Annotated in this window: 30 protein-coding genes; 16 read left to right on the top strand and 14 right to left on the bottom strand. The window is 70.6% G+C overall.

The genetic code is table 11. The features are described from left to right. The 3 genes from KYK13_RS38620 to KYK13_RS38610 all read left to right on the top strand — a co-directional run bounded on the left by KYK13_RS38620 (position 1) and on the right by KYK13_RS38610 (position 1,525). Positions 1–564, top strand: coding sequence for a hypothetical protein (locus tag KYK13_RS38620; protein WP_223640538.1), 564 nt, complete (start codon positions 1–3; stop codon positions 562–564). Positions 565–613: 49 nt separating this feature from the next. Next, positions 614–1,063, top strand: coding sequence for a CoA-binding protein (locus tag KYK13_RS38615; RefSeq protein WP_223640536.1), 450 nt, complete (start codon positions 614–616; stop codon positions 1,061–1,063). Between the two features lie 264 nt (positions 1,064–1,327). Continuing rightward, the gene (locus KYK13_RS38610; RefSeq protein WP_223640534.1) at positions 1,328–1,525 is read left to right on the top strand and encodes a hypothetical protein; all 198 of its coding nucleotides are present in this window, start codon (positions 1,328–1,330) and stop codon (positions 1,523–1,525) included. Positions 1,526–1,603: 78 nt separating this feature from the next. Here KYK13_RS38610 and egtD read toward each other — a convergent pair whose 3' ends face one another. Next, the gene (gene egtD / locus KYK13_RS38605; protein WP_223640532.1) at positions 1,604–2,626 is read right to left on the bottom strand and encodes an L-histidine N(alpha)-methyltransferase; all 1,023 of its coding nucleotides are present in this window, start codon (positions 2,624–2,626) and stop codon (positions 1,604–1,606) included. A gap of 7 nt (positions 2,627–2,633) precedes the next feature. After that, positions 2,634–3,968, bottom strand: a complete 1,335-nt coding sequence (gene egtB, locus KYK13_RS38600) for an ergothioneine biosynthesis protein EgtB (RefSeq protein WP_223640530.1) — start codon at positions 3,966–3,968, stop codon at positions 2,634–2,636. 347 nt (positions 3,969–4,315) lie between these two features. Between egtB and KYK13_RS38595 the strand changes: the two genes are divergently transcribed. Further along, the gene (locus KYK13_RS38595; protein ID WP_223640528.1) at positions 4,316–4,705 is read left to right on the top strand and encodes a response regulator; all 390 of its coding nucleotides are present in this window, start codon (positions 4,316–4,318) and stop codon (positions 4,703–4,705) included. Between the two features lie 53 nt (positions 4,706–4,758). Here the strand turns inward: KYK13_RS38595 and KYK13_RS38590 are convergent, their stop codons facing one another. Further along, positions 4,759–5,028, bottom strand: a complete 270-nt coding sequence (locus tag KYK13_RS38590) for a hypothetical protein (RefSeq protein ID WP_223640526.1) — start codon at positions 5,026–5,028, stop codon at positions 4,759–4,761. Positions 5,029–5,342: 314 nt separating this feature from the next. On the opposite strand from KYK13_RS38590, the gene KYK13_RS38585 reads away from it, so the two are divergent. The 3 genes from KYK13_RS38585 (at position 5,343) to KYK13_RS38575 (ending at position 6,832) form a co-directional block, all read left to right on the top strand. Continuing rightward, a complete protein-coding gene (locus KYK13_RS38585) occupies positions 5,343–5,852 on the top strand; it encodes a hypothetical protein (protein WP_223640523.1) in 510 nt (169 codons plus the stop codon). An 85-nt stretch (positions 5,853–5,937) separates the two neighbouring features. After that, positions 5,938–6,318, top strand: a complete 381-nt coding sequence (locus KYK13_RS38580; protein ID WP_223640521.1) for a helix-turn-helix domain-containing protein — start codon at positions 5,938–5,940, stop codon at positions 6,316–6,318. Between the two features lie 28 nt (positions 6,319–6,346). Further along, on the top strand, positions 6,347–6,832 hold the full coding sequence (locus tag KYK13_RS38575) for a cupin domain-containing protein (protein WP_223640518.1): 486 nt from the start codon (positions 6,347–6,349) through the stop codon (positions 6,830–6,832). 4 nt (positions 6,833–6,836) lie between these two features. Here KYK13_RS38575 and KYK13_RS38570 read toward each other — a convergent pair whose 3' ends face one another. From KYK13_RS38570 to KYK13_RS38535, 8 genes are all read right to left on the bottom strand, one after another. Beyond that, positions 6,837–7,550: an immunity 52 family protein gene (locus tag KYK13_RS38570; RefSeq protein ID WP_223640515.1), complete on the bottom strand. Its 714-nt coding sequence runs from the start codon at positions 7,548–7,550 to the stop codon at positions 6,837–6,839. A gap of 12 nt (positions 7,551–7,562) precedes the next feature. After that, positions 7,563–8,903 (bottom strand): Tox-REase-5 domain-containing protein, encoded by a 1,341-nt coding sequence (locus KYK13_RS38565; protein WP_223640512.1) that lies wholly within the window; start codon positions 8,901–8,903, stop codon positions 7,563–7,565. Positions 8,904–9,002: 99 nt separating this feature from the next. Further along, entirely contained in the window at positions 9,003–9,347 is a 345-nt protein-coding gene (locus KYK13_RS38560; protein ID WP_223640509.1) for an Ig-like domain-containing protein, read from the bottom strand. 101 nt (positions 9,348–9,448) lie between these two features. Then, positions 9,449–10,246 carry an exopolysaccharide biosynthesis glycosyltransferase EpsA gene (gene epsA, locus KYK13_RS38555; protein WP_223640506.1) on the bottom strand — a complete coding sequence of 266 codons (798 nt, stop codon included), beginning with the start codon at positions 10,244–10,246 and terminating at the stop codon, positions 9,449–9,451. A gap of 10 nt (positions 10,247–10,256) precedes the next feature. Beyond that, complete coding sequence (gene epsB, locus KYK13_RS38550; RefSeq protein ID WP_223640504.1) at positions 10,257–12,404, bottom strand: GH44 family glycoside hydrolase EpsB; 2,148 nt, start codon at positions 12,402–12,404, stop codon at positions 10,257–10,259. Positions 12,405–12,463: 59 nt separating this feature from the next. Then, positions 12,464–13,000: a serine O-acetyltransferase EpsC gene (gene epsC / locus KYK13_RS38545; RefSeq protein ID WP_223640502.1), complete on the bottom strand. Its 537-nt coding sequence runs from the start codon at positions 12,998–13,000 to the stop codon at positions 12,464–12,466. A gap of 5 nt (positions 13,001–13,005) precedes the next feature. Further along, entirely contained in the window at positions 13,006–14,043 is a 1,038-nt protein-coding gene (gene epsD / locus KYK13_RS38540) for an exopolysaccharide biosynthesis glycosyltransferase EpsD (RefSeq protein WP_223640500.1), read from the bottom strand. Further along, on the bottom strand, positions 14,040–14,558 hold the full coding sequence (locus tag KYK13_RS38535; protein WP_223640498.1) for a hypothetical protein: 519 nt from the start codon (positions 14,556–14,558) through the stop codon (positions 14,040–14,042). Before KYK13_RS38535 ends, epsD begins: the two co-directional genes overlap by 4 nt. Before the next feature lie 184 nt (positions 14,559–14,742). On the opposite strand from KYK13_RS38535, the gene epsE reads away from it, so the two are divergent. Further along, positions 14,743–15,969, top strand: a complete 1,227-nt coding sequence (gene epsE, locus KYK13_RS38530) for an exopolysaccharide biosynthesis GT4 family glycosyltransferase EpsE (RefSeq protein ID WP_223640496.1) — start codon at positions 14,743–14,745, stop codon at positions 15,967–15,969. A 1-nt stretch (position 15,970) separates the two neighbouring features. Here epsE and KYK13_RS38525 read toward each other — a convergent pair whose 3' ends face one another. After that, complete coding sequence (locus KYK13_RS38525) at positions 15,971–16,663, bottom strand: DUF6445 family protein (protein WP_223640494.1); 693 nt, start codon at positions 16,661–16,663, stop codon at positions 15,971–15,973. Between the two features lie 612 nt (positions 16,664–17,275). On the opposite strand from KYK13_RS38525, the gene KYK13_RS38520 reads away from it, so the two are divergent. After that, positions 17,276–17,824, top strand: a complete 549-nt coding sequence (locus tag KYK13_RS38520; RefSeq protein WP_223640492.1) for an RNA polymerase sigma factor — start codon at positions 17,276–17,278, stop codon at positions 17,822–17,824. A 10-nt stretch (positions 17,825–17,834) separates the two neighbouring features. Here the strand turns inward: KYK13_RS38520 and KYK13_RS38515 are convergent, their stop codons facing one another. Then, positions 17,835–19,106, bottom strand: a complete 1,272-nt coding sequence (locus tag KYK13_RS38515) for a mechanosensitive ion channel family protein (RefSeq protein WP_304504079.1) — start codon at positions 19,104–19,106, stop codon at positions 17,835–17,837. A gap of 162 nt (positions 19,107–19,268) precedes the next feature. Here KYK13_RS38515 and KYK13_RS38510 point away from each other — a divergent pair, with 162 nt between their 5' ends. From KYK13_RS38510 to KYK13_RS38500, 3 genes are all read left to right on the top strand, one after another. Next, complete coding sequence (locus KYK13_RS38510) at positions 19,269–20,315, top strand: cation diffusion facilitator family transporter (RefSeq protein ID WP_223640489.1); 1,047 nt, start codon at positions 19,269–19,271, stop codon at positions 20,313–20,315. 77 nt (positions 20,316–20,392) lie between these two features. Beyond that, complete coding sequence (locus KYK13_RS38505) at positions 20,393–21,028, top strand: hypothetical protein (RefSeq protein WP_223640486.1); 636 nt, start codon at positions 20,393–20,395, stop codon at positions 21,026–21,028. Continuing rightward, the gene (locus KYK13_RS38500; RefSeq protein WP_223640483.1) at positions 21,029–21,484 is read left to right on the top strand and encodes a hypothetical protein; all 456 of its coding nucleotides are present in this window, start codon (positions 21,029–21,031) and stop codon (positions 21,482–21,484) included. It begins immediately after the preceding gene. On the opposite strand, the gene wzy is transcribed toward KYK13_RS38500, so the two are convergent. Next, positions 21,481–23,046 (bottom strand): exopolysaccharide repeat unit polymerase, encoded by a 1,566-nt coding sequence (gene wzy, locus KYK13_RS38495; RefSeq protein WP_223640480.1) that lies wholly within the window; start codon positions 23,044–23,046, stop codon positions 21,481–21,483. The genes KYK13_RS38500 and wzy overlap by 4 nt on opposite strands. Before the next feature lie 56 nt (positions 23,047–23,102). On the opposite strand from wzy, the gene epsH reads away from it, so the two are divergent. From epsH to KYK13_RS38475, 4 genes are read left to right on the top strand one after another with little or no spacing between them, the layout of a single operon-like run. Beyond that, a complete protein-coding gene (gene epsH / locus KYK13_RS38490; RefSeq protein WP_223640477.1) occupies positions 23,103–24,413 on the top strand; it encodes an exopolysaccharide biosynthesis glycosyltransferase EpsH in 1,311 nt (436 codons plus the stop codon). 7 nt (positions 24,414–24,420) lie between these two features. Then, positions 24,421–24,723, top strand: a complete 303-nt coding sequence (locus tag KYK13_RS38485) for a hypothetical protein (RefSeq protein WP_223640474.1) — start codon at positions 24,421–24,423, stop codon at positions 24,721–24,723. Positions 24,724–24,771: 48 nt separating this feature from the next. After that, positions 24,772–25,212, top strand: a complete 441-nt coding sequence (locus KYK13_RS38480) for a hypothetical protein (RefSeq protein ID WP_223640471.1) — start codon at positions 24,772–24,774, stop codon at positions 25,210–25,212. After that, on the top strand, positions 25,187–25,642 hold the full coding sequence (locus KYK13_RS38475) for a MerR family DNA-binding protein (protein WP_223640468.1): 456 nt from the start codon (positions 25,187–25,189) through the stop codon (positions 25,640–25,642). Before KYK13_RS38480 ends, KYK13_RS38475 begins: the two co-directional genes overlap by 26 nt. Positions 25,643–25,644 lie beyond the last annotated feature (2 nt).

The following is a 25,644-nucleotide window of genomic DNA, read 5'->3' as shown; positions in this document are numbered from 1 at the left end:
GTGCGCCGGTTCGCGTCCAGCGCGCGGAAGACCTCGAGGCTCATCGGGCTCGGGGTCGTCTCGCTCGGCATGCTCCTGGGAGGTGGCTGCAAGGGCTGCCACGGGGAGACGCCGTCCGCCGAGGACCTGGCGGAGGACGCGGGGCTGCGCTCGGGCGTGAAGGTGCCGCTGCCGCCGGGCTGGTCCGCGCAGGTGGCCACCGACGGCAGCTTCCAGGCGGGCCCGCCCGGCCGCCCGGTGCTGCGCGTGGATTTGAAGCCGGGGCAGGGGGAGCAGATGCCCTCCTCGGAGAAGCTGGCGGACAACGTCCGTCAGCAGATGAAGCACTTCACGCTGTCCCTGGATCAGGAGGAGGACACCGCCTCCTTCGCCCTCTTGCGCGTGACCATGGCCCCGTCCCTGGCGGATGGAGGCCTGGGCCCGGAGGCGCCCGCGTTCTTCGGCGCCCGGCGCGTGGGGGACGACCTGTTCCTCTGCGCGAGCCTGCCCGGCGCCACCAGCGAGGAAGTCCGCCTGGCCACCGAGGCCTGCCGTACCATCCAGGTCCAGGCCGCGCCCCGCTGAAATTTCGCCGTGAGGGCCGCGGTCTCCTCATCAAGGAGCGCGGGACCCCATGGACGACTGGCGCAAGAACCTCATCGAAGACGCGGAAGGTATTGGCGAGCTGCTCGCGCGCACGAAGCGCATCGCCGTGCTGGGCATCCGCCCGGAGGCGCAGGCGGACAAGCCCGCGCACGCCATCCCGAAGTTCCTGAAGGACCATGGCTTCACCGTGCTGCCCGTGCCCACGCACGGTGAGCAGGGGAGCATCCTGGGCGAGCCCATCTCCGCGTCGGTGAAGGACGTGCCCGGGGACGTGGACGTGGTGCAGGTCTTCCTGCGGCCGGACGACATCACGGCGCACGTGGACGCGATGCTGGCGAAGAAGCCGCACGCGGTGTGGTTCCAGCTGGGCATCCGCAATGACGCCGCGGCCGAGCGGCTGGCCCGCGCCGGCATCCGCGTGGTGCAGGACCACTGCATGAAGGTGGAGTGGAAGAAGCGTCACCCGGACGCTCGATAAGCGACAGCGGCGGGGTCGCCGGGAACGTCCTGCGCGGCCCGGGTGTCCCCATTACGTGAAGAGGGTGATGTTTCTGGCGGCTGCGACTGGGAGGGGATGGACTTCGGGCCCGGCCCGGAGTGCAATTCCGTCCAGGCCCCATGAGCCGAGGTCTCCAGGACTTCCCCAAAGCCGTCTGACTTCCTAACCTTGGCTTCCCGGCCTGTATCGGGCGCGAGCCCGTTCCAGGCCTTCACGCAGTGCCCCCTCGTAAGGAGTCCGCGCATGACGCTCACCGAGATGCTTCCCCTCCCCCTGGCGGTCGTGGAGATCGGGCCCCTGGGTGAGCAGCTAGCAGCGGCGGGGGGACTGGTCATCACCGCGGCCGCCGCGCTGTGGGCCGCGTGGACCCGCCCGGCCCAGCAGCCGGCGCCGGTTCCGGTGCCCGCGCGTCGGGACCCGCCGCGCCGCCGCCAGGCCTGACCGTCGCACCCGTTGTTCCCCGCGGGATTCGGGCCCGGGCCCGGCGCTCCTGACGAAGCGCCGGGCGGCCCTCGAGCCTCAACGCTTCATCGCCAGCGACAGCGCGAAGTCTCCGTCCGCGTCGGTCCACCACGCGGCCAGGTCGAGGCCCGCGTCGCCTAGCTCCGCCTGCACCTGCTCGCGGCAGAACTTGCAGCTGACCTCCGTGCGCAGACACTCTCCTTCCGCGAACTCCACGCGCCGCCCCAGGTCCTTCAGCCACACGGTCTGGGCCTTGCGTGAAATCAGCCGCATCTCGATCCACTTGTTCGCTTCATCGAACGGGGCCAGGTGCTCGAAGGCCTCCGGGTCGAAGTCCGCGTCCAGCTCGCGGTTGAGCACGCGCAGCACGTTGCGGTTGAAGTCCGCCGTCACGCCCGCGCTGTCGTTGTAGGCGGCGAAGAGGCGCTCGCGGTCCTTGAGCAGGTCCGTGCCCAGCAGCAGCCCGTCCCCGGGATTCAGTCCGGACGCCAGCTCGTGCAGGAACAGCGCGCGCTGCGCGGGCTTCAGGTTGCCGATGGTTCCGCCCAGGAAGGCGATGAGCCGCCGGCCGCCGCCCGGGATGCGGTCCAGGTGCTGCTCGAAGTCGCCCACCACCGCGTGCACGGCGATGCGCGGGTACTCGCGCGCCAGGCCGTCCGCCGCCTTGCGCAGGAAGGCCTCGCTCACGTCGAAGGGCACGAAGCGCTTGAGCTGCCCGGCCGCGTCCATCGCGTCCAGCAGGAGGCGCGTCTTCTCACTGGTGCCGCTGCCCAGCTCCACCAGCGTGTCCGCGCCGCTCAGCCGCGCCACGTCGTCCGCGTGGGCGCGCAGGATCTCCCGCTCGCGGCGCGTGGGGTAGTACTCCGGCAGGCGGGTGATGTCGTCGAAGAGCTGGCTGCCGCGCTCGTCGTAGAGCCACTTGGGGCTCAGCTCCTTGGGCCCGTGGAAGAGCCCCTCCAGCACCTCTGAACGCAGCGCGCGCCGCGCGTCCCCGGGTTGCACGTGGACGTCCACCTTCACCCCCGGCGTCGAGTAGTCCTCCGCGACGCCCGCCTCGCCCTGCTCCGTCCTCATCCTCATGTCATCCTCACCTCACGTCGCGTGCACAGCGGAAGCCGGCGAAGATCTGCCGGCGGATGGGGAAGTCCCAGTTGCGGAAGCTGTTGCGCACGGCCACGGGCGCGCTCGCCCAGGCACCGCCGCGCAGCACCTTGGACGTGTCGCCGAAGAAGACCTCCGAGTACTCGCGGTACGGAAAGGCCCGGAAGCCCGCGTACGGCTGGAAGTCGCTGGCGGTCCATTCCCAGACGTCGCCCAGGAGGCCCCAGACGCCGTCCACGCTGCGGCCTGGCGGGTGGCTGCCCACGGCAGACGGCCCCCAGCGCGTCCCGCCCAGGTTGGCGTGCGCGTCCGTGGGCGCCGAGTCTCCCCAGGGATGCGCGCGGGCGACGCCGTCACTGCCCTGCGCGGCCTTCTCCCACTCGGCTTCGGTGGGCAGGCGCTTGCCGGCCCATCTCGCGTACGCGTCCGCCTCGTACCAGGACACGTGCTGCACGGGCTCGTCCCTGGGCAGCGGCTCCACCGTGCCGAAGCGGCGGCGCAGCCAGACGTGGTGGCCCTGCGGAATCCAGAAGAGCGGGTGGCGCAGCTTCTCCGCCTGGATCCACTCGAAGCCCTTGGGGTCCCACCAGCGCGCGTCCTCGTAGCCGCCGGACTCCACGAACACGAGGAAGTCCCCCGTGGTGACGGGGTGCGCGTCCAGGAGGAAGGGCGCCACGTCCACGGTGTGCCGCGGGCGCTCGTTGTCGTAGGCCCACGGGTCGTCGCTGCCCAGGCGCACCGGGCCGCCGGGGATGAAGACCTCGTGCTGGGGCACCGCGCCGGGCCGGGGGCGGTGCGACTCCACCGGGTAGTACTCCACGTGCGTCATCAGCTGCAGCGTGGCGGCCAGCGTCTCCGCGTGCTGCTGCGCGTGCTGCGCCACCATGCCGAAGACGAAGCCGCCCTTCAGCAGCGGATCCGCGCTGTCCTCGGGCAGCGTCTCCAGGTGCGCGCCCACCGCCGCGCGCACGCGGGTGGCGTAGGCCCAGGCGGCCTCCGGCTCCAGCAGCGGCAGCGTGGCGCGCGTGTTCCGGGGGTGGCGGAAGGCGTCGTAGATGGCGTCGAACGCGGGATCCGTGAAGGCCGGGGCCCCCAGCGCGCGCAGGAGCCACTGCTCCTCGTAATTCGCCACGTGGGCCACGTCCCAGACCAGCGGGGACATGAGCGGCGAGTGCTGCCGCATCAGCTCCAGCTCCGGCAGCGGCGCGAGCATCGCCTGGATGCGCTCCCGCCCCGCCTCCAGCTCCCGCCAGGCCCGGGCCTTCCACGGCGCGGCCTCGCGGGCGCGGGCGCCTCCCTGATCATTGCTCCTCAGCGACATGGTCGGCCCAAGGTAGGAAGGGGCTCCGGGACCCGCTAACCCCCCGGGCTCCCCAGGTGTGAGGGACCCGTGAGGGAGCACACGTTTGCGAGCCTGCCTCCCCTCCACGGTGAGGCCGTGTCCTGGCCGGCCCGTTGGCAGCTGTCCGGAGATTCTGGACCCGGTATTTCGTTTCTGTCCAAATGATTTCACGCCAGACGCGGCGCGCCGTCCCCAGCAGCGCGGCGCACCCGGAGCGGGTCCAGCTGGGAGGACAGGGCCCGGGGACCACCCCCTGGGGCCGGAATCTGTCCACCAGTTGTCGGGAATTCCCTGGAAGGCGTGTCCGCGTGGGGGAGGGGGTCTCTATGCTGCGGGACATGGTCCAGCCCGCGCCGAACAAGCCCGTGCTCGTGGTGGAGGACGACGAGGATGCTCGCGCCGCCATCGCCGAAATCCTGGAAGCGGATGGCTACGAGGTGGCCGTCGCCGCCAATGGCCGTGAGGCCCTGGACGAGCTCCAGCACCTGCCTCCGCCGAGCGTCATCCTCCTGGACCTGCGGATGCCGGTGATGGACGGCCCGGAGTTCCTGCGCCACCTGCGCGCGGACTGGCCCCGGCTGAAGGCGGTGCCGGTGCTGCTCTTGTCGGGCGTGGGCGCGGAGGTGCTGCCGGACACGGGAGGCCTCTTGAAGAAGCCCATCATTCCGGACGAGCTGCTGGCCACCGTGGGCCGGCTGTCCGGCCGGAGCGCGTGACGCGAGGGGGGCCCCGAACGAGGAAGGGGTCGGCCCGAGGCGCTCCCGGGGCGTCAGCCCAGCCGCGTCACCGAGAGCAGCGTGAGCGTGCTGGCGCGAGGGTCCTTCTCGTAGATGAGCTCCAGGTCGTGGCCCTCCACGACGTGTCGCGCGGGTCCCGCCACCGAGTCCTGGGTCTTCGTCCGCTCCGCCAACCGCGCCAGGGCCAGCTGCAGGGCCTCGAAGGCTTCGGCGGACATCCGGCCCACCTCCCGCCACGCGGGCGGCGCGTAGTGGACGCGGTACGGAAGGACCAGGCGGTTTCTTGCGGAAGACTGGGACACGGGTTGGGTTCCTCGACGCAGCTTCGCACTTGCGAACCGCGTGCCCGCCCGTGGGACCCGGGAATTCCGGGCACTTTCACGGTGGGTCGGCCGTGACGTCTGAAGAACTTACGGGCCCGCCGGAAATCGTAGGGGAAGAAATGACTGCCCGTACGGCAGGCCCGGAAGGGAGGTGAAGAACCCTTGACCGGCCGTTCGGGCGGGGCTGGGGCGGGCCCGGGGGGCGGGGTGGCTGCCCCCTTCCGCTCGGGGTGCGCAGCGTTGAACAGACGGGCCCGCTTCCGGTGCCCGTGCGCGCCCGAGGAGGCAGACCCATGGCACGGAGGACTCCCACCCCCTGGTCGTTCACGAACGGGCTGCTGTTCGGCCTGTCGGCGGGCGTGTTGCTGGCGCTGGCGGAGACCGCGCTGGCGGTGGCCGCGGGGGAGGGGGCGCTCGTCCCGGTGCGGATGAGCGCGGCGGTGGTGCTGGGGCCGCCGGCCTTCACGCCGCAGGTGTCCACGGCGGTGGCGGTGGCGGTGGGCCTGGGGGTGCACCTGGTCATCGCGGCGGGCTGGGGGGTGGTGTACTCGCTGCTGGACGCGATGCTGCCGGTGGACGGCCGGGGGCGCTGGGAGTTCCAGGCGGCGGTGGGGATGCTCTTTGGCATCTTCGTGTGGCTGGTGGACTTCCAGCTCCTGGCGCGCGGCTACTTCCCCTGGTTCCTGAGCGTTTCCCAGTTCCTCCAGATTGTGTGGCACGCGGTGTTCCTGGGGCTGCCCATGGCCCTGCTCTTCACCGCGGCCGAGCGCCGGCGCGCGCCCGTGCCCGAGCCCACCCCTTGAAGTAAGGTGACAGGACCCGACCTTCAGGGTTATGTCCCACCCTGCTGCCACGGAGGCGCCTCGCACCCGGGGACGGAACAAGGGCATGGACACGGAACTGGCGGGAATCCTGGGCGCGGCGGCGCGGAGCGTGCGGGTGAAGATGGGCCTGACGCAGGCGGACGTGGCGGACCGCATCGGCATGGCGTCGGAGGTGTATGGCCGGCTGGAGCGGGGCCACATGCTGCCGAGCGTCCAGAACCTGCGCCGGCTGTGCGTCGTCCTGAACATCCCGCCGCACGACCTGCTGGGGTTGGGCGAGGAGTTCGCGGCCCCGCCGCCGAAGGAGAAGCCCCGGCCGAAGGTGGAGGAGGACGTGCCGGAGATGCGGCGGCTGATGCGCAACCTGCGGCGGCTGACGCCGGTGCAGCTGAAGCTGATGAACCTGGTGGCGTCCGCGATGCAGCAGCAGAAGAAGAAGCCCTGAGGGGGCTCGGCGTTAGACTGGGCCCACCATGGTTGAAGAGCTGGTGCGGAGGCTGGGGCTCAAGCCCCATCCGGAGGGTGGCTACTACCGGGAGACCTACCGGGCGGCATTCCAGGTCCAGACGCTGCGGGGGCGGAGGTCCGCGGGGACGGCCATCTACTACCTGCTGCAGCGGGGGGAGTTCTCCGCGTGGCACCGGGTGGTGGGGGCGGACGAGCTGTGGCTGTTCCACGACGGGGACCCGCTGGCGTTGCACCTGGTGCACGAGGACGGCCGGCTGGAGACGGCGGTGCTGGGCCGGGACGTGACGCAGGGCCATCAGCCGCAGGTGCTGGTGCCGGCGGGGGTGTTGCAGGCGGCGGAGCCGCTGGGCGCGTACACGCTGGTGGGCTGCACGGTGTCGCCGGGCTTCGACTTCGCGGACTTCGAGTTGCCGGAGGCGGAGGCGATGGTGGCCCGCCACCCGGCGCACGAGGCGCTGCTCAGAAGGCTCGCGAAGCCGGGCCCGCGCTGAACGCTCAGGAGCCCCAGGGCCGCAGCGGGGTGAGCAGCCCCGCGGCCTGGAGGCGCGCCTGGACGTCGGCGGCGAGGGCGACGTGGGCGGGGTTTTCGACGGAGAACCTCTCCTGCGTGAGGGTGATGAGCGTGCCCCGGTCCGGGATGTGCTCCACCTGCACGGGGGCGGGGAGTGGGGGCACGGGGCCGCGGAAGTCGGCGAGGTAGGTGACCCAGCCGATGAAGGTCGTGGCTGGTGGGGGGGCGACGAGGTCCCGGTGCTGTTCGGAGGTCGCCAGGGCGAACTCAGGTTCCCATGCGAGCGCCATGGCGCGCACCAGGCGAGCCTGGACGGCAGCGGTCAGGACTCGCTCCGCGACCGGGCCTCGGGCTGGCGGCTCCAGGACGCAGACCGAGTTCACATGGATGGAGGAGCCCCCGCAGTAGCCGTTGACCGCGGAGGTCTCATCCGGGTTCTCGCCCGCCCAGAGCCAGAAGCTGGAGCTGTCGCGAGACCGATTGCCCTTCCTGCCGAGGAGCTTCGTCAGCGTCGATGCATCCGTCTGGACCTGAAGCCTTCGAGCCTCGTCGTATGAGGCCGCCGCTTCATGCCAGCGGTTCCATGACGCCTCGAGCGGGCCGAGCTCCCGGAGAAAGGCTTCCAGGCGCCGAGCGCAATCCTCCACCGGTTCGGAGCGGGCCAGCCAGTAGCAGCCCGCGTAGTACGTCTCGGTCATGGCCTGGACTCCTCAGGGGATGGGAGGACGTGGAGGGATGTAGACGACTTCAATCTGGAATTGGAGGCGGCCGAAGGCCGCACGGAGGAAATCCGCGAACGGTTTCTCCGCGACGATCCAACGGATGCGTCTGCCTTCCGCCATCTGTAGCTGGCGCTGGGCCTGATCTCGAAGTCCATTGAACCCACTGAAGAACTTCTTCATCTGCGCATCGTTCTCAAGGAACTTCGCGTAGCCGGGGCCCTTGGCCTCCAGCGGCAGGTCCTCCAGCAGGTCATAGCCGTCGAAGTCGACCTCTTCGTCTCCCTGCTTGAGCCGGTACGCGGAGCCCTTCGGCGCTCCTGTCACCTGGGCCTGATAGTCGCGGGCGCGCTCGGACATCGACTCATTCACCTGCACCCACTTGCCCGGCCCTCCTGAAGCTGGCGGGCCACTCGCGGCCATGGCCACCGCCGTGGACGCGAGCGTCACCTCCACCACTCCATCCACCACCGCCACCGCGCTCACGTCCAGGACGCGCGCCACGTTGAAGCCCGCGTGGGCCGCGCCCGCGCTCACCGCGTCCGGGAAGCGAGGCATCAACGCCAGCGACGACGACAACCCCTTCGTCACGCCGTGACCCACCAGCATCGTCACCGCGAGCACGAAGGCGCGTGCCACCTCCGGCCCCAGCGCCTGAGCGAACGTGTTCGCAGCCTCCTCCAGCTCCTGGAACGTCTTCGCCCGGTCCGTGGCGTCCTTCAGCGCGCCGCACGCCCGCACCACCGCGAGGAATGACTGGACACCCACGTACGCCAGGAACACGGCGGCAATCACCGCAGCTGCCTTGGTGAACACCGGCTCCGGCGCCACCGCCAGCACCACCCATGACGTGATGGCCCCCGCCACGACGGACACGAAGAACTCCGAGCTCAACGTGTCCCGCAGCGCTTCACCGATGCTCGCGCGCAAGGGCTCCAGCGACATGCCCACCGCGAGCGTCAGCCGGTCCATGGAGCTGAAGCCCGCGCCGTCCTCCAGCAACGACAGGCAATCCCCAGAAGACTCATGCGCACGGCACCACCGTCCGTACCCATCCCGCAGCATGAACCCGAGCCCCCGGTCCAGCTCCGCTCCCTTCTTCGCGACCGCACGCACCACCCTCGGGGACCGCACCGTCAGCGGCACCTCCAATACCAACCGCGTCAATGCCTCCTCGAACTCCCGGGCACTGACCGGCACCCGCCGGTCCCCGGTGGCCGGCGCATACGTCCGAGTCCCCCGCTCCGTGCGCAGCCGCACCGTGGGCCCGCTGGCGCAGCCCGTGAGCAGCACGAACAACAGCATCCACACGCCGGCCCTGTGTGCATCCATGCCCGCAGCATGGGCCCAAAGGCACCCACGAACACAACGGGGCGGAAGGCCCGTGCGGACCTCCCGCCCCGAAGGGCACAGCGCTGCAATCACAGACGGCTAGGGGTTCTTCACCGTGAAGCTGAAGCTCTGGATGACGAAGTTGTCCACCGCGTCCGTCATCCACACGTCCACCGTGTGCGTGCCATCCAGCAGCTCGCGGGTGTCCAGCTCCGCGGTCCACGTGCCGTTCGGCTGGAGCGTGCCCGCGCGGATGCCGGACCCGTCCCGCGTGAAGGCCACGTTCTTGATGCCGCTCAGCGCATCCGTCACCCGGGCCGCCAGCGTCACCACGCCGCCCACCGTGCTGCCCGGCGCCGGCGTCACCAGCGTCGCCGTGGGCGCCTGCGTGTCGTAGCGCACCGTGCGCGTCGCGCGGACCGAGCGGCCCGCTTCGTTCGTCACGTCGATGTTGAGCGAAATGTCCAGACAGGCCCAATGGCTCTCAGACCTGTTACGTCTTTGTCAGGGAGACAACCAGGAGGGTTCTGTTCCACCCGGGTGGGTCACTCCGTGGGCTTGTTTCCCGTACGCTTCCACAGCTCGCGCAGAAGAATCACCCCGAATTGTGAGTCATTGAGGATGTATCGGCGCCACAGGCGCTTGGGCTCGTGGGTGAGGCGGTAGAGCCACTCGAAGCCGGCCCTGGCGATCCACTCCGGGGCGCGCTTGGCGGTGCCGGCGATGAAGTCGAACCCCGCGCCAATGCCAATGGCCACCGTGGGCCCCAGCTTCTGGGCCACCTGGGAAATCCACACCTCCTGCTTGGGGCTGCCCAGCGCGACGAAGAGCAGGTGCGGGTCCTTCTCCCGGATGCGCGCGACAATGGGGTCGTTCTGCGCGTCGCCCGCGTCCAGGTTCACCATGGGCGAGTCCCAGCCCACCACCTCGATGCCGGGGTACTGCGCCTGGAACTGCCTGCCCACCTTCTCCGCGACGCCGGGGCCCGCGCCCAATAGGAAGATGCGCCACCTGCGCTCGGCGCCCAGCTTCACCAGCGGGAGGATGAGGTCGGAGCCGGCGATGCGCTCCGGCAGGGACACGTCCAGCATGCGCGAGGCCCAGACGATGGGCATCCCGTCCACCACGGAGAGGGTGGCCTTCTGGTACGCCTCGCGGAAGCGCGTGTTCGTCTCCGCCAGGACGACGTGGTCCACGTTGGCGGTGAAGACGTAGCCGCCCTGGTGCGCGTCCACCAGCTCGCCAATGGCCGTGATGGCCTCCGGGAAGGTGAGCTGGTCGATGGAGAGCTGGCCGATGTTCAGGCGCGGGCGGGGAGTGGCGGGGGCGTGTGCGGTGGTCAAGGCGTCGTCTTCACTTCACCGTGAGGTCCAGCACGGTGATGGAGTAGGGGGGAAGGCGCTGCGACAGGGACTGCTCGGCCTGCTTGCCGGTGGCCTGTTCGGTGAAACCGCCCGGCGCGCCCGAGTACCCCATCACGCGCACGGTGTTGAGCGAGCCGCAGCCCTTGAGCTCCACCTGGGCCTGGGCGGCCTGCTCGGGGTCGAAGTTGAGCAGCACGGCGGTGAGCTTCTTGCCGGACGCGTCGCGGGACGCGAAGAGGCTGGTGCCCTCGGCCGCGGTGGTGGACAGGCCGTTGTCCTGGAAGCGGCCGCCCTTGCCGTCGAAGTCGCGGTACGCGCGGAACGCCCAGAACGTGGGGCTGTTCTCCGCCGGGTACTGCCAGAAGAACGCGGACGTGAGCCCCTGCTGTCCGAAGCGGCCCAGGGCCTCCGCCTGCGCCAGGCCGCCGCTCATGTGCTTCATGGCGCCGAAGTTGTACTCGCCAATGGACAGGCCCCGGCCCGGGTAGTTCTCCGCGATCCACTGCTTCACGCGGGGGATGAGCTGGATGGGCTCGGCAATCCAGGACTCGTCCTTGTAGGTCGGATCCCACAGCGCGCGCGTGGAGCGGATCCGCCGCGCGTTGGTGTCAGGGTCGGTGGCGCCTTCCAGCCCCAGGCCCACGTTGGTCTGCGGGTAGAAGTGCACGTCCACCACGTCCAGCAGGCGCACGCCGGTCTTCTTCTCGTAGTCGCGCAGCTCGCGCAGGTACCAGGGCAACAGCGGCACGTCGCCGTGCGCGCGGCGGTCCGTGTACGGCGGACGGCCGGGCGCGAAGTCAGCGGCGGACCAGAAGAAGTTCGTCCAGCCCCACTCGGCGGGACCGGCGATGACCGCGTCCGGATCCGCCTTCCGCACGACGCTGCCGTAGTCGATGGTGCGCTTGAGCAGCTCGTCGTAGCCGAGCGGTTCGGGGTGCACGTCCCGGTGCGTGGAGCTCCAGAGCGCGGGCTCGTTGTCCAGGATGTACATGTTCACGCCGCGTTTGGCGGCCTTGAGCGACTTCACCCACTCGCCAATGAACTCCGGCGGGGCCTGCACGCTCGTCGCGGTGGGCGCGCCGGGCACCAGGGGCGTGCCGTCGCGGCGCACGCCGTTGCCGCCCGCGGGCTCCGTGGCGTCCTGGGCCTGCTGCGGGCCGAACTCGGAGACGGGGAAGCCCACGGAGGACGTGTCCTTGGCCACCCAGCCGATGAGCGGCAGCGTGAGCGCGGACTGCACGTTGTGCTGGCGGTTGGACTCCAGGAAGTCATCCGCGCTGAAGCCCAGCGGCACGTTGCGGAAGTACCAGTCATTGCCGGTGTTCCACGCGCGGCCCAGCTTCCAGTTGTAGCGGGACGTGGGGTTGCCGCCCCAGCGGCGGATGGTGGCGCCCAGCTTCCACTGGTGCGTGTCCGTGGTCTCCTTGTTGCCGTCCAGCGCGATGCCGTAGATGAGCGGGCTGATGGGCTTGGACGGCGCGGTGCAGTCGATGAGCATCTTCGACTCGCGGCCGTCGCCCCGGCCCATGCGCCCACCGCCCGCGGCGCGCGCGGCGGCCACGTCCGGGGCCAGCGGCACCAGGGCCACCTTGTCGAAGAGCACCCAGTCCCGGGCCACCTCCTTCGACGCGCGGAACACCAGGCGGTCGAAGGGCTCACCGCGCGGGTTGAGGACCTCCATGGGCACCACGACCTCCGCCCACTCGCGGTCCTTCTTGACGATGAACTCCGGGCTGATCCGCACGTGCGGGAACATCGCGGCGCCGGGCGCGTCCAGGCGCACGTCGAGGAACTCGCCGTAGGACTCCGGCGCCGTGAAGCGGAAGCTCAGCGCGCCGTACGCGCCCGGGAGCTTGGGCCGGTAGAGGATCCACCCGCCGTAGTTGAACATCCGCAGGCGCGCGGGCGCGCCCTGGGGCAGCTCGCGAGGCGCCCAGCCGATGTCCTTCCATCCCGCCTGGAGGCCCCCGTCATAGACGGCCACGGTCTGCGTGGCGGTGGGCGGTGCGGCCGGCTGCGTGGCGGCGTCCTTCGACGCGTTCTGCTGCGCCATGGCCACGCCGGCGCCGCCGCCCAGCACCGCGCAGGTGAGGATGACGGTCCGCTTCCACCGCGCGTGCTTCGTCCTGTCTGCCATGACCTTCCTCAACGCATCCCCCGGAGCGAACCCCGGCACAGCGGACCCACCCACGACCGTTACAGCGGGACCTCGTCCAGGTCCTTGCGCGGGAACACGCGCGCGGGGATGCCCACCGCCACGCTGTCCGGCGGCACGTCCTGGAGCACCACGGCGTTCGCGCCGATGCGCGACCGCGCGCCGATGCGCACCGGCCCGAGGATGCGGGCGCCCGCGCCAATCCAGACATCGTCCTCGATGACCGGATAGCCGTTGTCCTTGGCGGTGCCCACGGTGTTGTTGCCGTAGAAGCGCACGCGGTCGCCGATGCGCGCGTCGCCGCCAATCACCACGCCCAGGCTGTGCACGAAGTACACGCCCCTGCCCAGCGTCACGTCCTTGCCAATCTCGATGCCCATCACCGCCGTCTGGGCCACGCGCAGCACGTGGTTCACCAGCGGGATGCGGAAGGCCAGCGCCGCCTCGCGCGCGCGGTTGAGCGCGGTGATGCGGTACGAATCACTGGTCAGCACCACCTTGGCGATGGACTTCGCGTCCGATGTCCCGGTGGCCGCCTTGGCCATCTCCAACGCGTCCGAGACGAGGGCTCCGAACATGGCTTTCATCCTTGGGGCTCTCCCCGGCCCTGCAGGTAGCGGGCGAAGCCCCGGGCCACGCCCATCCAGCCGCCGGCCTCCGTGCGGGCGCCGCGCAGGTACTCCATGCCGTACGCCACGGAGGTGCCCGCGAACGCGGCGCCCGTGAGGCCCAGCTTGTCCGCCACGCTGGAGGCCTTCACCACGGCCTCGGTGAGCCGGCGCGACGCCTCCGGCGCCACCACCGCGGAGGCGAGCAGCGGGCGCGACAGCAGGTTCGTCTCGAAGAAGAGGCGCCAGGGGTTCACGCCCTTCACGTCCGGGTGCTTCACGGAGACGTGGGTGTCGAACATGCCGTAGCGGTGGGCGCGGCGGATCCACTTCTCGAAGCTGACGTGGTCGCTGCCGTGCAGCACGTAGGCGTCCGGCGCGAAGAGGAACGCGCAGCCGGCCTTCTCCAGGCGCACGCCCAGCTCCACGTCCTCGGACTGGCCCAGCGTCTTGTCGAAGCCGCCCACGCCCACGTAGTCCGCGCGGGGGAAGGACACGTTGCCCGTGTAGAGGTGGTTGCCGCGCGCCTTCGCGCCGGGGGCGGACAGCTCGTCCGCCATGCGGTTGTTGAGGTACGCGTACCAGCGCTCGAAGAGGGGCATCTCTCCGATTTCGGGGTCCGGCCGGATGCGGCCCAGCACCACGTTGCGCGAGCCGGGCGGGTGGTGGGCCAGGTGGCGCGCGAGGAAGTCGGAGGCCACCTGCATGTCGTCATCCGTGACGAGCACCGTGGCGGCCCGGGCGGCCAGCACGCCCCGGTGCCGCGCGGCGGCGGCGCCCGCGTTCGCTTGCACCTCCACACGCAGGGTGTAGGGCAGCTTGAGCGCCAGGAGCGGGCCCTTCACGTCGGAGGCGGAGCCGTCGTCCACCACCACCACCTCGAAGTCCTCGGGCGGCAGCGTCTGGCCGGCCAGCTGCTGGAGCAGGCGGGTGATGAGGGGGAGCCGGTTGTACGTGGCGATGACGACGCTGAGCCGGGGAGCCGGGCCAGCGGGGGAGTCGGAAGGGCTCATGGCTTCTTCTTGGCGGCGGCGGCGCGCTTCTGCTTCTTCGTCTGACGCGGGAAGGTGACGCTGCCGGCGAAGCGGTCCTCGCCCACCAGGGAGAGGGTCTTCTGCGCGGAGCCGAAGTCCGTCTCGCCCAGGGTGACCACCAGCAGGGCGGTGTCCGCGGCCATGGCCAGCGGGATGCTCGCGGGGTGGGAGATGAGCGAGTCGATGACCACGATGACCCGCTCCCCCTGCTCCACGCGGCGGCGCACCTCCAGGACCATGCGGGGGGCGCCGGCGGGCTCGATGCCGGTGGCGTCCACCAGGCGCAGGGGCGGCTCCGGGTAGGGCGAGCCGGCCTCCATCAGGGCCTGGCCCGCGTCCAGCGCGGGGGCGCCAGGGTGGGCAGGGACGACGACCAGGTAGCTCCAGCCGCGGCGGTCCAGCGCGAACCACAGCCGCGACAGCTCCGGCGAGGGCGCGGCGCTCGCGGGCGGGGTCTCCTCGGTGGACGGCGGGGGGCTCGAATCAGCGGACATGGGAGCGCGGACGGTATAACGCAATGAGGCGTCATGACCCAACGACCCGGGCGGGCGGGCAAGCGGAGGAGCGCGCCGACGGCCTGCTGTCACGCCTGACACCCCCTTGTGTCATGGCGAAGGCCCGGGGCCGCCGGGGGGCGTGCCGAGGGGCGCGGGAGATGCGGCGTGGTATTGAAGAGGGGTGCAGAAGATCGGCTACCTGATTCCTGAGTTCCCCGGACAGACCCACATCTTCTTCTGGCGCGAGCTGCAGGCGCTGCCGGGGAAGGGCGTGTCACCGGAGCTGGTGTCCACCCGTCCGCCGCCCGCGCGCATCATCAGCCACAGCTGGGCGCGCGAGGCCATGGCGCGCACGGAGTACCTGGCGCCGCCGCCCCCGCTGGGCGTGGCGCGGGCCGCGCTCGAAATCGCCCGGGCCCTGCCCACGGGCTGGGGGCGGGTGCTGGCCTCCATCGCCCGCGCGGAGGGCCTGGACGCGAAGGGCCGCGCGCAGCTGGTGGCGTTCGCGGTGATGGGCGGGCGGCTGGCGTCGCTGGCGCGCGAGCGCGGCTGGACGCACGTGCACGTGCACTCCTGCGCCAACGCGGCGCACGTGGCCATGTTCGCGCACCTGCTGTCGGGGCTCACGTACAGCATGACGCTGCACGGGCCGCTGGATGATTACGGGCCGAACCAGCGGGAGAAGTGGCGCCACTCGAAGTTCGCCTTCGTCATCACGAAGAAGCTGCTGGGCGAGGTGCGCCAGGAGCTGGCGGGGAGCCTGCCGGACCAGCTCGAGCTGGCGCCCATGGGCGTGGAGCTGTCGCGCTTCCAGCGCACGGTGCCCTACGAGCCGTGGTCCGGCGAAGGCCCGCTGCGGCTCTTCGCGTGCGGCCGGTTGAACCCGTGCAAGGGGCACGCGGACCTCATCGACGCGGTGGGGATGCTGCGCAAGAAGGGCATCGACGCGCGGCTGTCCATCGCGGGCGAGGACGAGGCGGGCGGCACCACGTACCGCAGGGTGCTGGAGGCGAAGCTCGCGCAGGACGGGCTCACGGACGCGGTGACGCTGCTGGGCGCGGTGAGCGAGGACGTGGTGAAGGACGGCATCCAGCGCTCGCACATCTTCGCGCTGGCGAGCCTCCAGGAGCCGCTGGGCGTGGCCATCATGGAGGCCATGGCCATGCGCGTGCCGGTGGTGGTGACGGGCGCGGGCGGCGTGAAGGAGCTGGTGGACGACGGCGTGGACGGCGTGCTGGTGCCGCCGCGGGCGCCCGCGGTGCTGGCGGAGAAGCTGGAGACGCTGGCGCGCGACCCGGCGGAGGCGGTGCGGCTGGGCGAGGCCGGCCGCCGCAAGGTGGAGGAGCAGTTCAGCAGCGAGCGCAGCGCGGACATGCTCGCGAGGATGCTGGGCGCGCGGGCGGCTTGAGTCAGCGCACGGCCTTCCAGAAGAACAGGGCGGTGGCGCGCTTGTTCCGCTTGTCGCCCTGCCCGAAGTACGCGGTCGCCGAGTGCACGAAGTCGGCTCGGTAGACGATGAGGCGGTTGAAGACGTTCTCCACCTCCACGTCCTGCGCCCACGCGTTGGCGGGCAGCTTCGTCACGCCGAAGGCCTGGGTGAGGTTGACGCAGCCGGGAGGGCAGGTGTTGCCGCCCAGCCCGCCGCCGGGCATGCGCAGCCGGTAGAAGGACGTGCCCACGTGCTTCACGGGCGGCTGCGGGTGCAGGTAGATGACGCCCGCGAAGTCGCACAGCGCCAGCGAGTCCACGTGCGGCTTCGCGGTGGACTCCTTCTCCCCCACGAGCTGCACGTGGTTGTGGGACAGCGCGCCCTGCGCCGGGGCCTCCTGCTTGAGGGCGCGCACGCCGGCCTGTTCGCAGATCCACTTCTCCACGGGGGCCAGCTCTTCCGGCGTGAGCGCGTGCGGGGCGCGGATGCCGGGCCAGATTTCCGGCCGCCACGGGGCGCCCATCGTCCAGTCCTCGCGGGCCAGGTTGCGCTCGTAGACCTCCAGCGCGTTGGGCAGCACGTTGTCCTTGATCCAGTAGTCCCGTCCCAGCTTCGGCTTCCGGTAGGGAAGCACGTCGCGGACGGCCAGCTCCGGGCGCCGTGGTGGAATCATGAGCGATTGCCGCCTTCCTGCCTCACGGCGGGCTCCGGGCTCGCACGGGAAGCGAGGGTGCGGCTCCGCTCGTCGGGGTACGGGACGTGTCAGCAAGAACCCTGCCGCGTCTTCACGTGCGCCCGAGGCGCGCGGCCGGGGCGTTCTGCCCCATCCGGCCGGGATGCGGATGGCAGCGGGGCGTTTTGCCCCACGCTCCCGGTGAAACATGTTTCAGCTCCGGGCCTCCCTTGATGCTCGCGGCGCCCGCCGTCACGGTGAGCGTTCCCTCCCCGGAACGCAGGCAGCGCAGGTCCAGAGCCGCCGTGACGACCGCGAGCTCACCCGGCGCCGCGGGGCCATCACCCTCCGGGGCAGGTGCCCGCTGGTTCACGCGGAATGATCCACTCGGACAGGTCCACGCGCGACGGTGTCTGGGAGCGCGCCATCCCTGCCCCCCAGGGACATCCGAAAGACAGACAGTGGATGCAATCGTGACGGTGAGGGCGGAAATCACTGGGTGGGATGGGATTTCCAGACACTCTGAGGAATTCCTGGATAATTTGGTCTGCCCGGTTTGAAAGCCTTTGCCATCATGGCCCTGCACGGAAACGGAGCTCGGGGGGCACTTCCATGGCTGATAAAGAGATGCAGACGTTCGCGGCGCTGGTCATCCAATTCCGTTCAGGGCTCTTGAAGCACGCCCAGCGCATCCTGGGGAACGCGGCGGACGCGGAGGACCTGGTGCAGCACGCGCTGGACGAGGCGTGGAAGGAGCGGCTGCACCTGCAGGGGCCGGAGGCCTTCCGGGCGTGGACGGGGCGGGTCATCAACACGCGGGCCATCAGCCTCTTGCGTCACCACCGCGCGGAGCAGCGCAAGGCGGTGAACGCGGGGTGGGTGACGGTGCTCGCGGATGATCCGGAGACGAGCGAAGGCGGCGAGCTCTGGACCTTCATCCACGAGAAGGACCTGCGCGAGGCGGTGGAGCGCCTGCCGCCGCAGCAGCGGGAGGTGTTCCACCTGCGCGCGCAGGGCCGGTCCTACGTGAGCATCGGGGCCCAGGTGGGCCGCTCCACGGGCACGGTGGGCTGGTGGCTCCACCAGGTGCGCGAGCAGCTGCGCGAGCGGCTCCAGCCCATCGCGGAAGAGCGCCGGCTCTCCGTGGGCGCGTGGCACTGAAGGCCGAGGCTCAGCGCTGCGGTTCCACCCGGGCGTTGTTGCCCATGCGCGCGGCCATCAGCGCCGGCCCCGCGGCCTTCTCCTCCGGGAAGGGCAGGGGCGTGGCCTCCGCGCGCAAGAGCGGCAGCCCGTGCGGCTGGGCCTGCAGGAAGGCCACCAGCTTCTCCCGCACCAGGCAGCGCAGGTCGAACGCCTTGCCCGAATCCGCCGCGCTCACCAGGGCGCGCAGCTTCATGGTGCGCTCGCTCAGGTCCGTCACCTGGAGCCCCTGCACCTTGCCGTCCCACAGCCCGTTGGACTCCTGCTCCAGGATGCGCTTGAGCTCCGCGCGCACCGCCGGCACGTCCGTGCGGAAGTCCACGTAGAGCTCCGCCGTGCCCAATATCTCCGGCGACACCTTGCTCCAGTTCTGGAAGGGCTTCTCCAGGAACTGCGTGATGGGGATGACCAGCCGGCGCAGGTCCCACACCTTCACGACGACGTAGGTGAGGGTGATCTCCTCCACCCAGCCCCACTCGTTCTCGATGATGACCGTGTCGCCAATGCGCATGGGCTGCGTGATGGACAGCTGGATGCCCGCGAGCAGCGTGGACAGCGACTTCTGCGCGGCCAGCCCGATGGCCAGGCCCGCGATGCCCGCGGACGCCAGCAGGGACACCCCCACGTTGCGCACCGCCTCGAACTGGAGGAGCAGGAGCGACGCGGCCACCAGCACCACCGCCACCTCCACCACGCGCCGCAGGATGGCCAGCTGCGTGCGCAGCCCGCGCACCCGCGCCACGTTCGCGCCCTCCGGCGACTTCGCGACCCGCTCCTCCACGAACCGGGCCGCCCGGCTGAGGAAGCGCAGCGCGAACAGCGCCACCGCCGCGATGATCACCGAGCGCGCCCCCAGGTCCACCGCCGCCTCGGCCTCGGGCGGCATCCGCAGGAACCGCACGCCCGCCGCCACCAGCATCCCCGCCAGCACGTAGCGGATGCTCCCCCGTCCCGCCTCGAGCAGCTCGTCATCCCAGCCGGACTTCGTCAGCCCCACCGCCCGGGCGCCCACGCGCAGCGTCACCGCCTCCACCAGCCGCCCCATCGCCCACGCCCCCACCAGCACCCCCGCCAGGCCCAGCCACTGCCACGTCTGGAGCACCCACAACGGGCGCATGAAGAACACCGGCGGCAGCAGCTCCAGCAGCGACGCCCCCTGCTCCGGTGCCCCCACGTCGGCGAAGGCCCCCGCGGGCCCCAGCAGCAACACCCCCCACATCCACGGCGGCACGAAACGGCGCACGGCACTCTCCCTCTCGCTAGATGATTTGAGGGCAAACAATCACCCTGGGAGCGGCCTGTCCAGAGGGGATGACGCAGACCGCCAAGGGCCGGACGCGGTGCGGGCGGGCGGTGAGGCGCCGGTCCGGGTGCGTCATGGCGTCATGGTAGGTTCCGCACCCCCATGTCCGCTCCCGCTTCGTCGTTGAAGGCCGTCATCGCCGCGCTGTCCGGCAACGTGCTGGTCACGCTCATCAAGTTCATCGCCTTCTTCCTGTCGGGGTCGGGGGCGATGTTGTCGGAGGCGATCCACTCGGCGGCGGACACGGGCAACCAGGTGTTGTTGTTCCTGGGGTTGAAGCGCGCGGCGCGCGTGGAGGACGACTCGCACCCGTATGGCTACGGCGGCGAGCGCTTCATCTTCGGCATCCTGTCCGCGTCCGGCATCTTCTTCGTGGGCTGCGGGGTGACGGTCTACCACGGGGTCCAGTCGCTCCTGCATCCGCACATGGCGGAGACGGGCGCGGTGACGTTCGCGGTGCTGGGGCTGTCGTTCCTCATCGAGGGCGGCGTGCTGCTGTTCGCGGTGCGGGGGCTGCTCCAGCAGGCGGCGGGCGAGCCCTTCTTCCGCTTCGTGAGGACGAAAGCGGACCCCGCGTCGGTGGCCATCCTGTTGGAGGACGGCGCGGCGGTGCTGGGCCTGCTGCTGGCGACGGCGGGCATCGCGCTGGCGCACGTGACGGGCAACCCGCTGTGGGACGCGGCGGCGTCCATCACGGTGGGCGTGCTCTTGGGGCTCATCGCCCTCTACCTGATGGTGGAGAACCGGGAGCTGCTGCTGGGCCGCTCCGTGCCGGCGGACGTGGAGCAGCGCTTCGAGGACATGCTGCGAGCGCGCCCCAGCCTGGCGGACCTGCACGACGTGAAGACGCGGCAGCTCACCCCGGAGGTCTACCAGTTCAAGGCGGAGCTGCGCTTCAGCGAGTCCTTCGTCGCGGCCCGGCTGGCGGAGGCCCTGCCCGCGCAGGGGCTGCCTCCGCCCGGACCGGAGCGCGAGCGAGCCCTGACCGACGCGGCCCGCCACGTCATCCGGACCCTGAGCGAGGAGATTGACGCGATTGAGGCGGAGGTCCGCCGCGCCATCCCCCAGGCGAAGCACATCGACCTGGAGCTGGAGCACCTGACCGCCGCCGCCGCCGAGGCCGCCGAGCTGCGCGCCAGGACAGGGTAGGCCTTGATTTCTGGTTTTGTTGTTTAGGCTGTGCTATTCGTTTTCGCTGTTCCCCTGGATGGGAGCGGTGAGACGGAATGCGCGGACGGAATGCATGGAGCGTGGGCGTGGCGCTGCTGGTGGGCTGCGCTGGCACGTCCTACTTCCAGAGCGGCAGGGAAACCCTCTTCGGCCAGAAGGGCGCGAGGGTCTGGGTCAAGGGGCCCTGGCCCGCCGTGCATCCCTCCAGGGACGTGGACGAGGTCATCGACCAGCTCTGTCCGGCGGTGATGGCGCTGGACCGGGCCCGGGAGCGGGACTACGGCCAGGAGTACTGCGGGCTCATCTATTCGCTGGGCGGCGGGGAGTACTACGCGAGCTGGCCCTCGCCGCTGGGGCGCACGACGCTGGTGGGCGCGGACCTGCACCGCAAGAGCTGCAGCGTGCCCAGCGTGGTGAAGGACGACCGGGGCCTGCCGTCCACGCTGGCGGACTTCCACAGCCACCCCTGGTTCCCGTCGGGAATGTCACAGGAGGACCGCTGGAGTCAGTCACAACGTTGGACCTTGCGGGTCCAATTTGATTCAGGATGCACCGTGACGAAGCTGGTCCCCTACAAGGGCGAGCACCGTCCGGGAGAGGTCTACTTGCGGCAGGGCAAAGCGTGGAAGCTCATCGGGTACATCCATGAAGCGGACAAGGACACGGGCTTCATCACGCCCGTGGAGGAATAGATGCGGCGCCAGGGTTCGTCATTGCGGCGGGTGTTCGTGACGCGTGGGCTCGCGGCGCTGCTGGCGTTGCCCCTCTGCGGCTGCGCGCTGTTCACGCGGCCGATACGGCCCCCGCATGCGCCTCCGGAGGAAGCGGCCGGCTTCCAGTTCCCGCTGGACCTGCCCGCGGAAGGCAGGACGCGGACGCCCGCCGCGGTCGCGGCCGCGACGCAGTTGGCGATGGATGACTTCCGCCCGCTGGACCTGAAGCCCCACAAGAACGCGACCGCGGACGAGCTGTGCCTCTACCGGCGGGACTCCTTCGACGTGTGGACGGCGCCCGGCCCGGAGGGCGTGATGTTCGTGCGCTTCGTGCCCCGGCAGGACGCGTGCAACTCCGAGGGCCCCGTGACGGACGCGAGCGCCACGTACGCCATCGACACGCGCCAGTGGCGCATCCTCTCCGTCCAGCGTTAGGCCGGCGTGGCGCTCGAGGGCGGCACCTCTTCCGGTGCCGCGCGCGTCAGGCCCAGCACCTTCTCGCGCTGCGGCCACGGCCACGCGCCGGTGACCATGGCCAGCTTGCCCGCGAGCACCGACGCCACGGCCACCTCGAACGTGCAGATGTACGAGATGATGCCCATGTCGCCGAACACCTGGTTCAGGTACGACGCGATGACGCCCACGATGACCAGGCACGCCGTGCGGTGCTCCGCCGCGTGCGCCCGGTGGTACGAGCGCGCCGCCAGGTACACCGTCACGACCAGGTACATCCACACCATCGTGTAGCCGAACCACCCTCCGAAGGCCAACAGGCCCAACAGCGAGTCGTGCGGGTGGAACCGGTATGTCGGGAACACGAACGCGATGTTGGGGAGCGGGTAGGGCTCCAGGAACTCGTGCCCGTAGCCCGTGCCGAACACGGGGTTGGTCGCCCACGTCGCGATGAGGTTGAGGTTCTCGATGTCGCGGTAGTCCAGCTCTCCTTCGGCGTGCTGGCCCTCGATGATGGAGCGGAAGGTCTGCACCGGCTTGAACACGCTGCTGCTGGAGCCCCACCCCACCAGCATGTACACGACCAGGAGCGGCGAACACGCGATGAGCGCGCGCGTGACGAGCTTCTTCAGCGGCGTCCACGGGTTGAACAGGTACGCCGCCGCCAGCCCGCCCACGAGGCTCACGTACGCGAGCCGGCGATCGTTGAAGAACATCCCGATGAACACCAGGAGGATGATCAGGATGCCCCGGATGGCGTGACCGGACTTGGGCCGCTCCAGCCACCGCGCGATGCACACGGTGATGGCGAAGATGAACGTCATCGAGTCCGAGTGGCAGGTGGTGTACTCCACCTCCAGCCCCTGCGCGGGGACGATGACGAGCGCGAAGTAGGTGCTCACCGCGGACTTGGTGAGCGCCGCCGCGGTGATGGTCTTCGCCACCGCGGGCCAGTCCTGCGGCCCGCGCAGGCTGTAGTGATACATCATCCCCACCAGCGGGAGCACCGCGGCCTGGTGCCACTGCCACAGCGAGTTCTTGATGTCCCCGCCCCGCGCGATGCCCCACACCTCCATCCACATGATGGCCATGAAGGACATCGTCAGCGTCACCACCAGCGGCCGGGGGATGGGCACCACCGGCGGATCAATGGTCGACTTCGTGGCCCGCCGGTAGATGCCCAGGCCAATGGCGAAGATGATGAGCCCGTCCACCAGCGGGAACCGCAGCGCGCCAATGCCCACCAGCTCGTGCATCTGGGTGAAGAGCAGCTTGCCGAAGGGGAACATCGGCGAGGGCCAGAACATCGACTGGGGTCGCTCGGGCGTGTAGTCCGCCGCCAGCACCAGGTAGAGCACCGCCAGCGCGAAGTAGCGCAGCGGCAGCTTCAGGATGACCCACACCACGGTGAACGCCAGCACCGGCGCCATCGTGACAATGGGGTCACCGTTACCCACGGCCGCCGCACCGAGGGTGACGGCGCCCAGGCCCACGACCATGACGATGTACTGGAGCCAGGCGGCGAGCGAGGGTTTGAAGGCCATTCGAGCGAGGGGGAGGCTATATCCCGGGCCCGGCTTGGGATAGATGCGGAAGGCGTATGGCTGGCACCCGACCCCGCGTCCTCCTGATTGCTGAGCTGTGCAACCCAGACTGGGTGAGCGTCCCCCTGGAAGGCTGGTCCCTGGCCCGAGCGCTCGCAGAGGTGGCGGACGTGCATCTGGTCACCCAGGTGCGCAACCGCGAGAACATCCTCAAGCAGGGGCTGGTGGAGGGGAAGGACTTCACGGCGTTGGACTCCACGCCGGTGGAGCGCCCGCTGGAGAAGGTGGGCGAGGTGCTGCGCGGCAAGGCGGGCGTCGGCTGGACGACGGCGACGGCGCTGAGCGTGCTGCCGTACTACTACTTCGAGGAACTGCTCTGGCGGCGCTTCGGGGACCGCATCCGCGCGAAGGAGTTCGACGTGGTGCACCGCTACACGCCCATCAGCCCCACGACCCCCAGCACGTTGGCGGCGCGGTGCGCGGACGCGGGGGTGCCCTTCATCATGGGCCCCATGAACGGCGGCCTGCCGTGGCCCAAGGGCTTCGGGGACGCGCGCCTGCGCGAGCGCGAGTGGCTGAGCTACGTCCGGGACGTCTACAAGCTGATGCCCTTCTACAAGTCGACGCGGCAGAACGCGGCGGCGCTGATGATGGGCTCGCGGGCGACGCGCGCGCAGCTGGCGCAGGAGTACCAGGACAAGGTGGTCTACATCCCGGAGAACGCCATCGACGTGCGGCGCTTCGGATCCGCGAAGGCGGAGCCGCCGAAGCCCGGCGAGCCGCTGCGCGTGGCGTTCGTGGGGCGCTTCGTGCCGTACAAGGGCATGGCGATGCTCATCGACGCGGCGGCGCCGCTGGTGCGCGAGGGCAAGGTGCAGGTGGAGCTCATCGGCGACGGCGCGGAGATGCAGAACCTGCGCGCGCAGGTGGCCCAAGGCGGGCTTGAGGGCGGCGTGACGTTCGCGGGCTGGGTGAAGCACCAGGAGCTGCAGGGCCGCCTGTCGAAGAACCACATCTTCGGCTTCCCGAGCGTGCGCGAGTTCGGCGGCGCGGTGGTGGCGGAGGCGATGGCGCTGGGGCTGGTGCCCATCGTGATGGACTACGGCGGTCCGGGTGAAATCGTCAGTCCGTCCACGGGCTTCGCCATCCCCATGGGCTCGCCGCAGGAGATCGTGGAGCGGGTGCGCGGAGTCCTGGAGAGGCTGGTCGCGGATCCGTCCGTGATTGGCCCCATGGGAGAGCGCGCGCGCACGCGCATCTTCAAGCACTTCACGTGGAAGGCGAAGGCGGAGCAGGTGCTGGAGGTGTACCGCTGGGTTTCCGGCGAGCGAGGCCAGCCGGACTTCGGCATGCCGCTGGCGGACTGAAGCCGGGATGAGCGCCTCCCTGCTTCACCGCGTCGTCCGTGGCTTCGCGGTGTACGGCCTGTGGGTCACGCTGCCGTTCGCCACACCGTGGACGGCGGGGGCGCTGCTGGACGTCCTGCGCCGGGTGCACGAGGGCCTGGCGCCGAGCGGTGACGCCATGCCGCCCTTCACGCCCATGCACCTGTTCCTCGTCGCCCTCTTCGGAGTGATGGCCGTCAGCTGGGCGCTGGAGGCTGCGGGCATGCTCGTGCAGGGCGCGCTCCTGCTCGGCGCACGGCGGCGCGAAGCGGCTGCCGCGCTCGGGACCTGAACGGGGGACTTGCCTCTGCACCAAGGTGCAGGGGTTAGCGTCCTTCGCATGAACCCTGAACCCTCCCTGCTTCGCCGGGTCGTCCTCGCCAGCGCGCTGTATGACCTCGTCGTCACCGCCCCCTTCGCCACGCCGTGGACCGCCGAGGCGGTGCTCGAGGGCATCCGCTCCGCGCACCACACACTGGGCCTGGGCGGTGAGCCGCTGCCCGCGTTCACGTTCACGCACCTGTTCTTCGTGGCCCTCTTCGGCACCATCGTGACGCTGTGGTCCGTGGTGCGGCTCGTCCATCCCACCGCGTTCAACGGCGCCATCGATACGGCGGGCAGGGCGCTGTTCTCCACGTGGATGGCGTGGGCACTCACGCAGGGGGCCACACGGGTGGTCGTAGGGTTCCTCGTGCTGGAGCTGGCGTGGATGTTCGCGCAGGGCGGTGCCATCCTCGGCGCCAGGAGGTGGCGTGATGGCATCCCCGCGACGGCCCGCTGAAGCAGCCCCCTTGCGCATTGGCGCGCTCGCGCGTGAATCCGGCGTGAAGCTGTCCACGCTGCGCTTCTACGAGCGCCGCAAGCTGCTCCTGCCCATGGACCGCAGCGAGAGCGGCCAGCGCCTCTACGGCCCGGACGCCGCCATCCGGGTGCGCTTCATCCGCCGCGCCCAGGAGCTGGGCTTCACGCTGAAGGAAGTGGCCGCCGTGCTCGCCCTCAGCGACCGGCGCGGCACGCCCACCCGCGACGTGACCCGCTTCGCCGAGGCGAAGGTCCAGGCCATCGACGCGCGCATCGACGACCTGCGCCGCATGCGTCGCGCCATCACCACCCTGATGGCCGAGGGCTTCTGCCCGCCGGACACCATATGCCCCATCCAATCGTCACTCGGGGCACCCATGCCTCCGGCGAAGCGGAAGCCCCGCGCCTGAGC

The organism is Corallococcus sp. EGB (assembly GCF_019968905.1).
Taxonomy (GTDB): domain Bacteria; phylum Myxococcota; class Myxococcia; order Myxococcales; family Myxococcaceae; genus Corallococcus.
The sequence above is the reverse complement of the archived record's forward strand: the minus strand, read 5'-3'. Positions and strand labels throughout refer to the sequence as shown.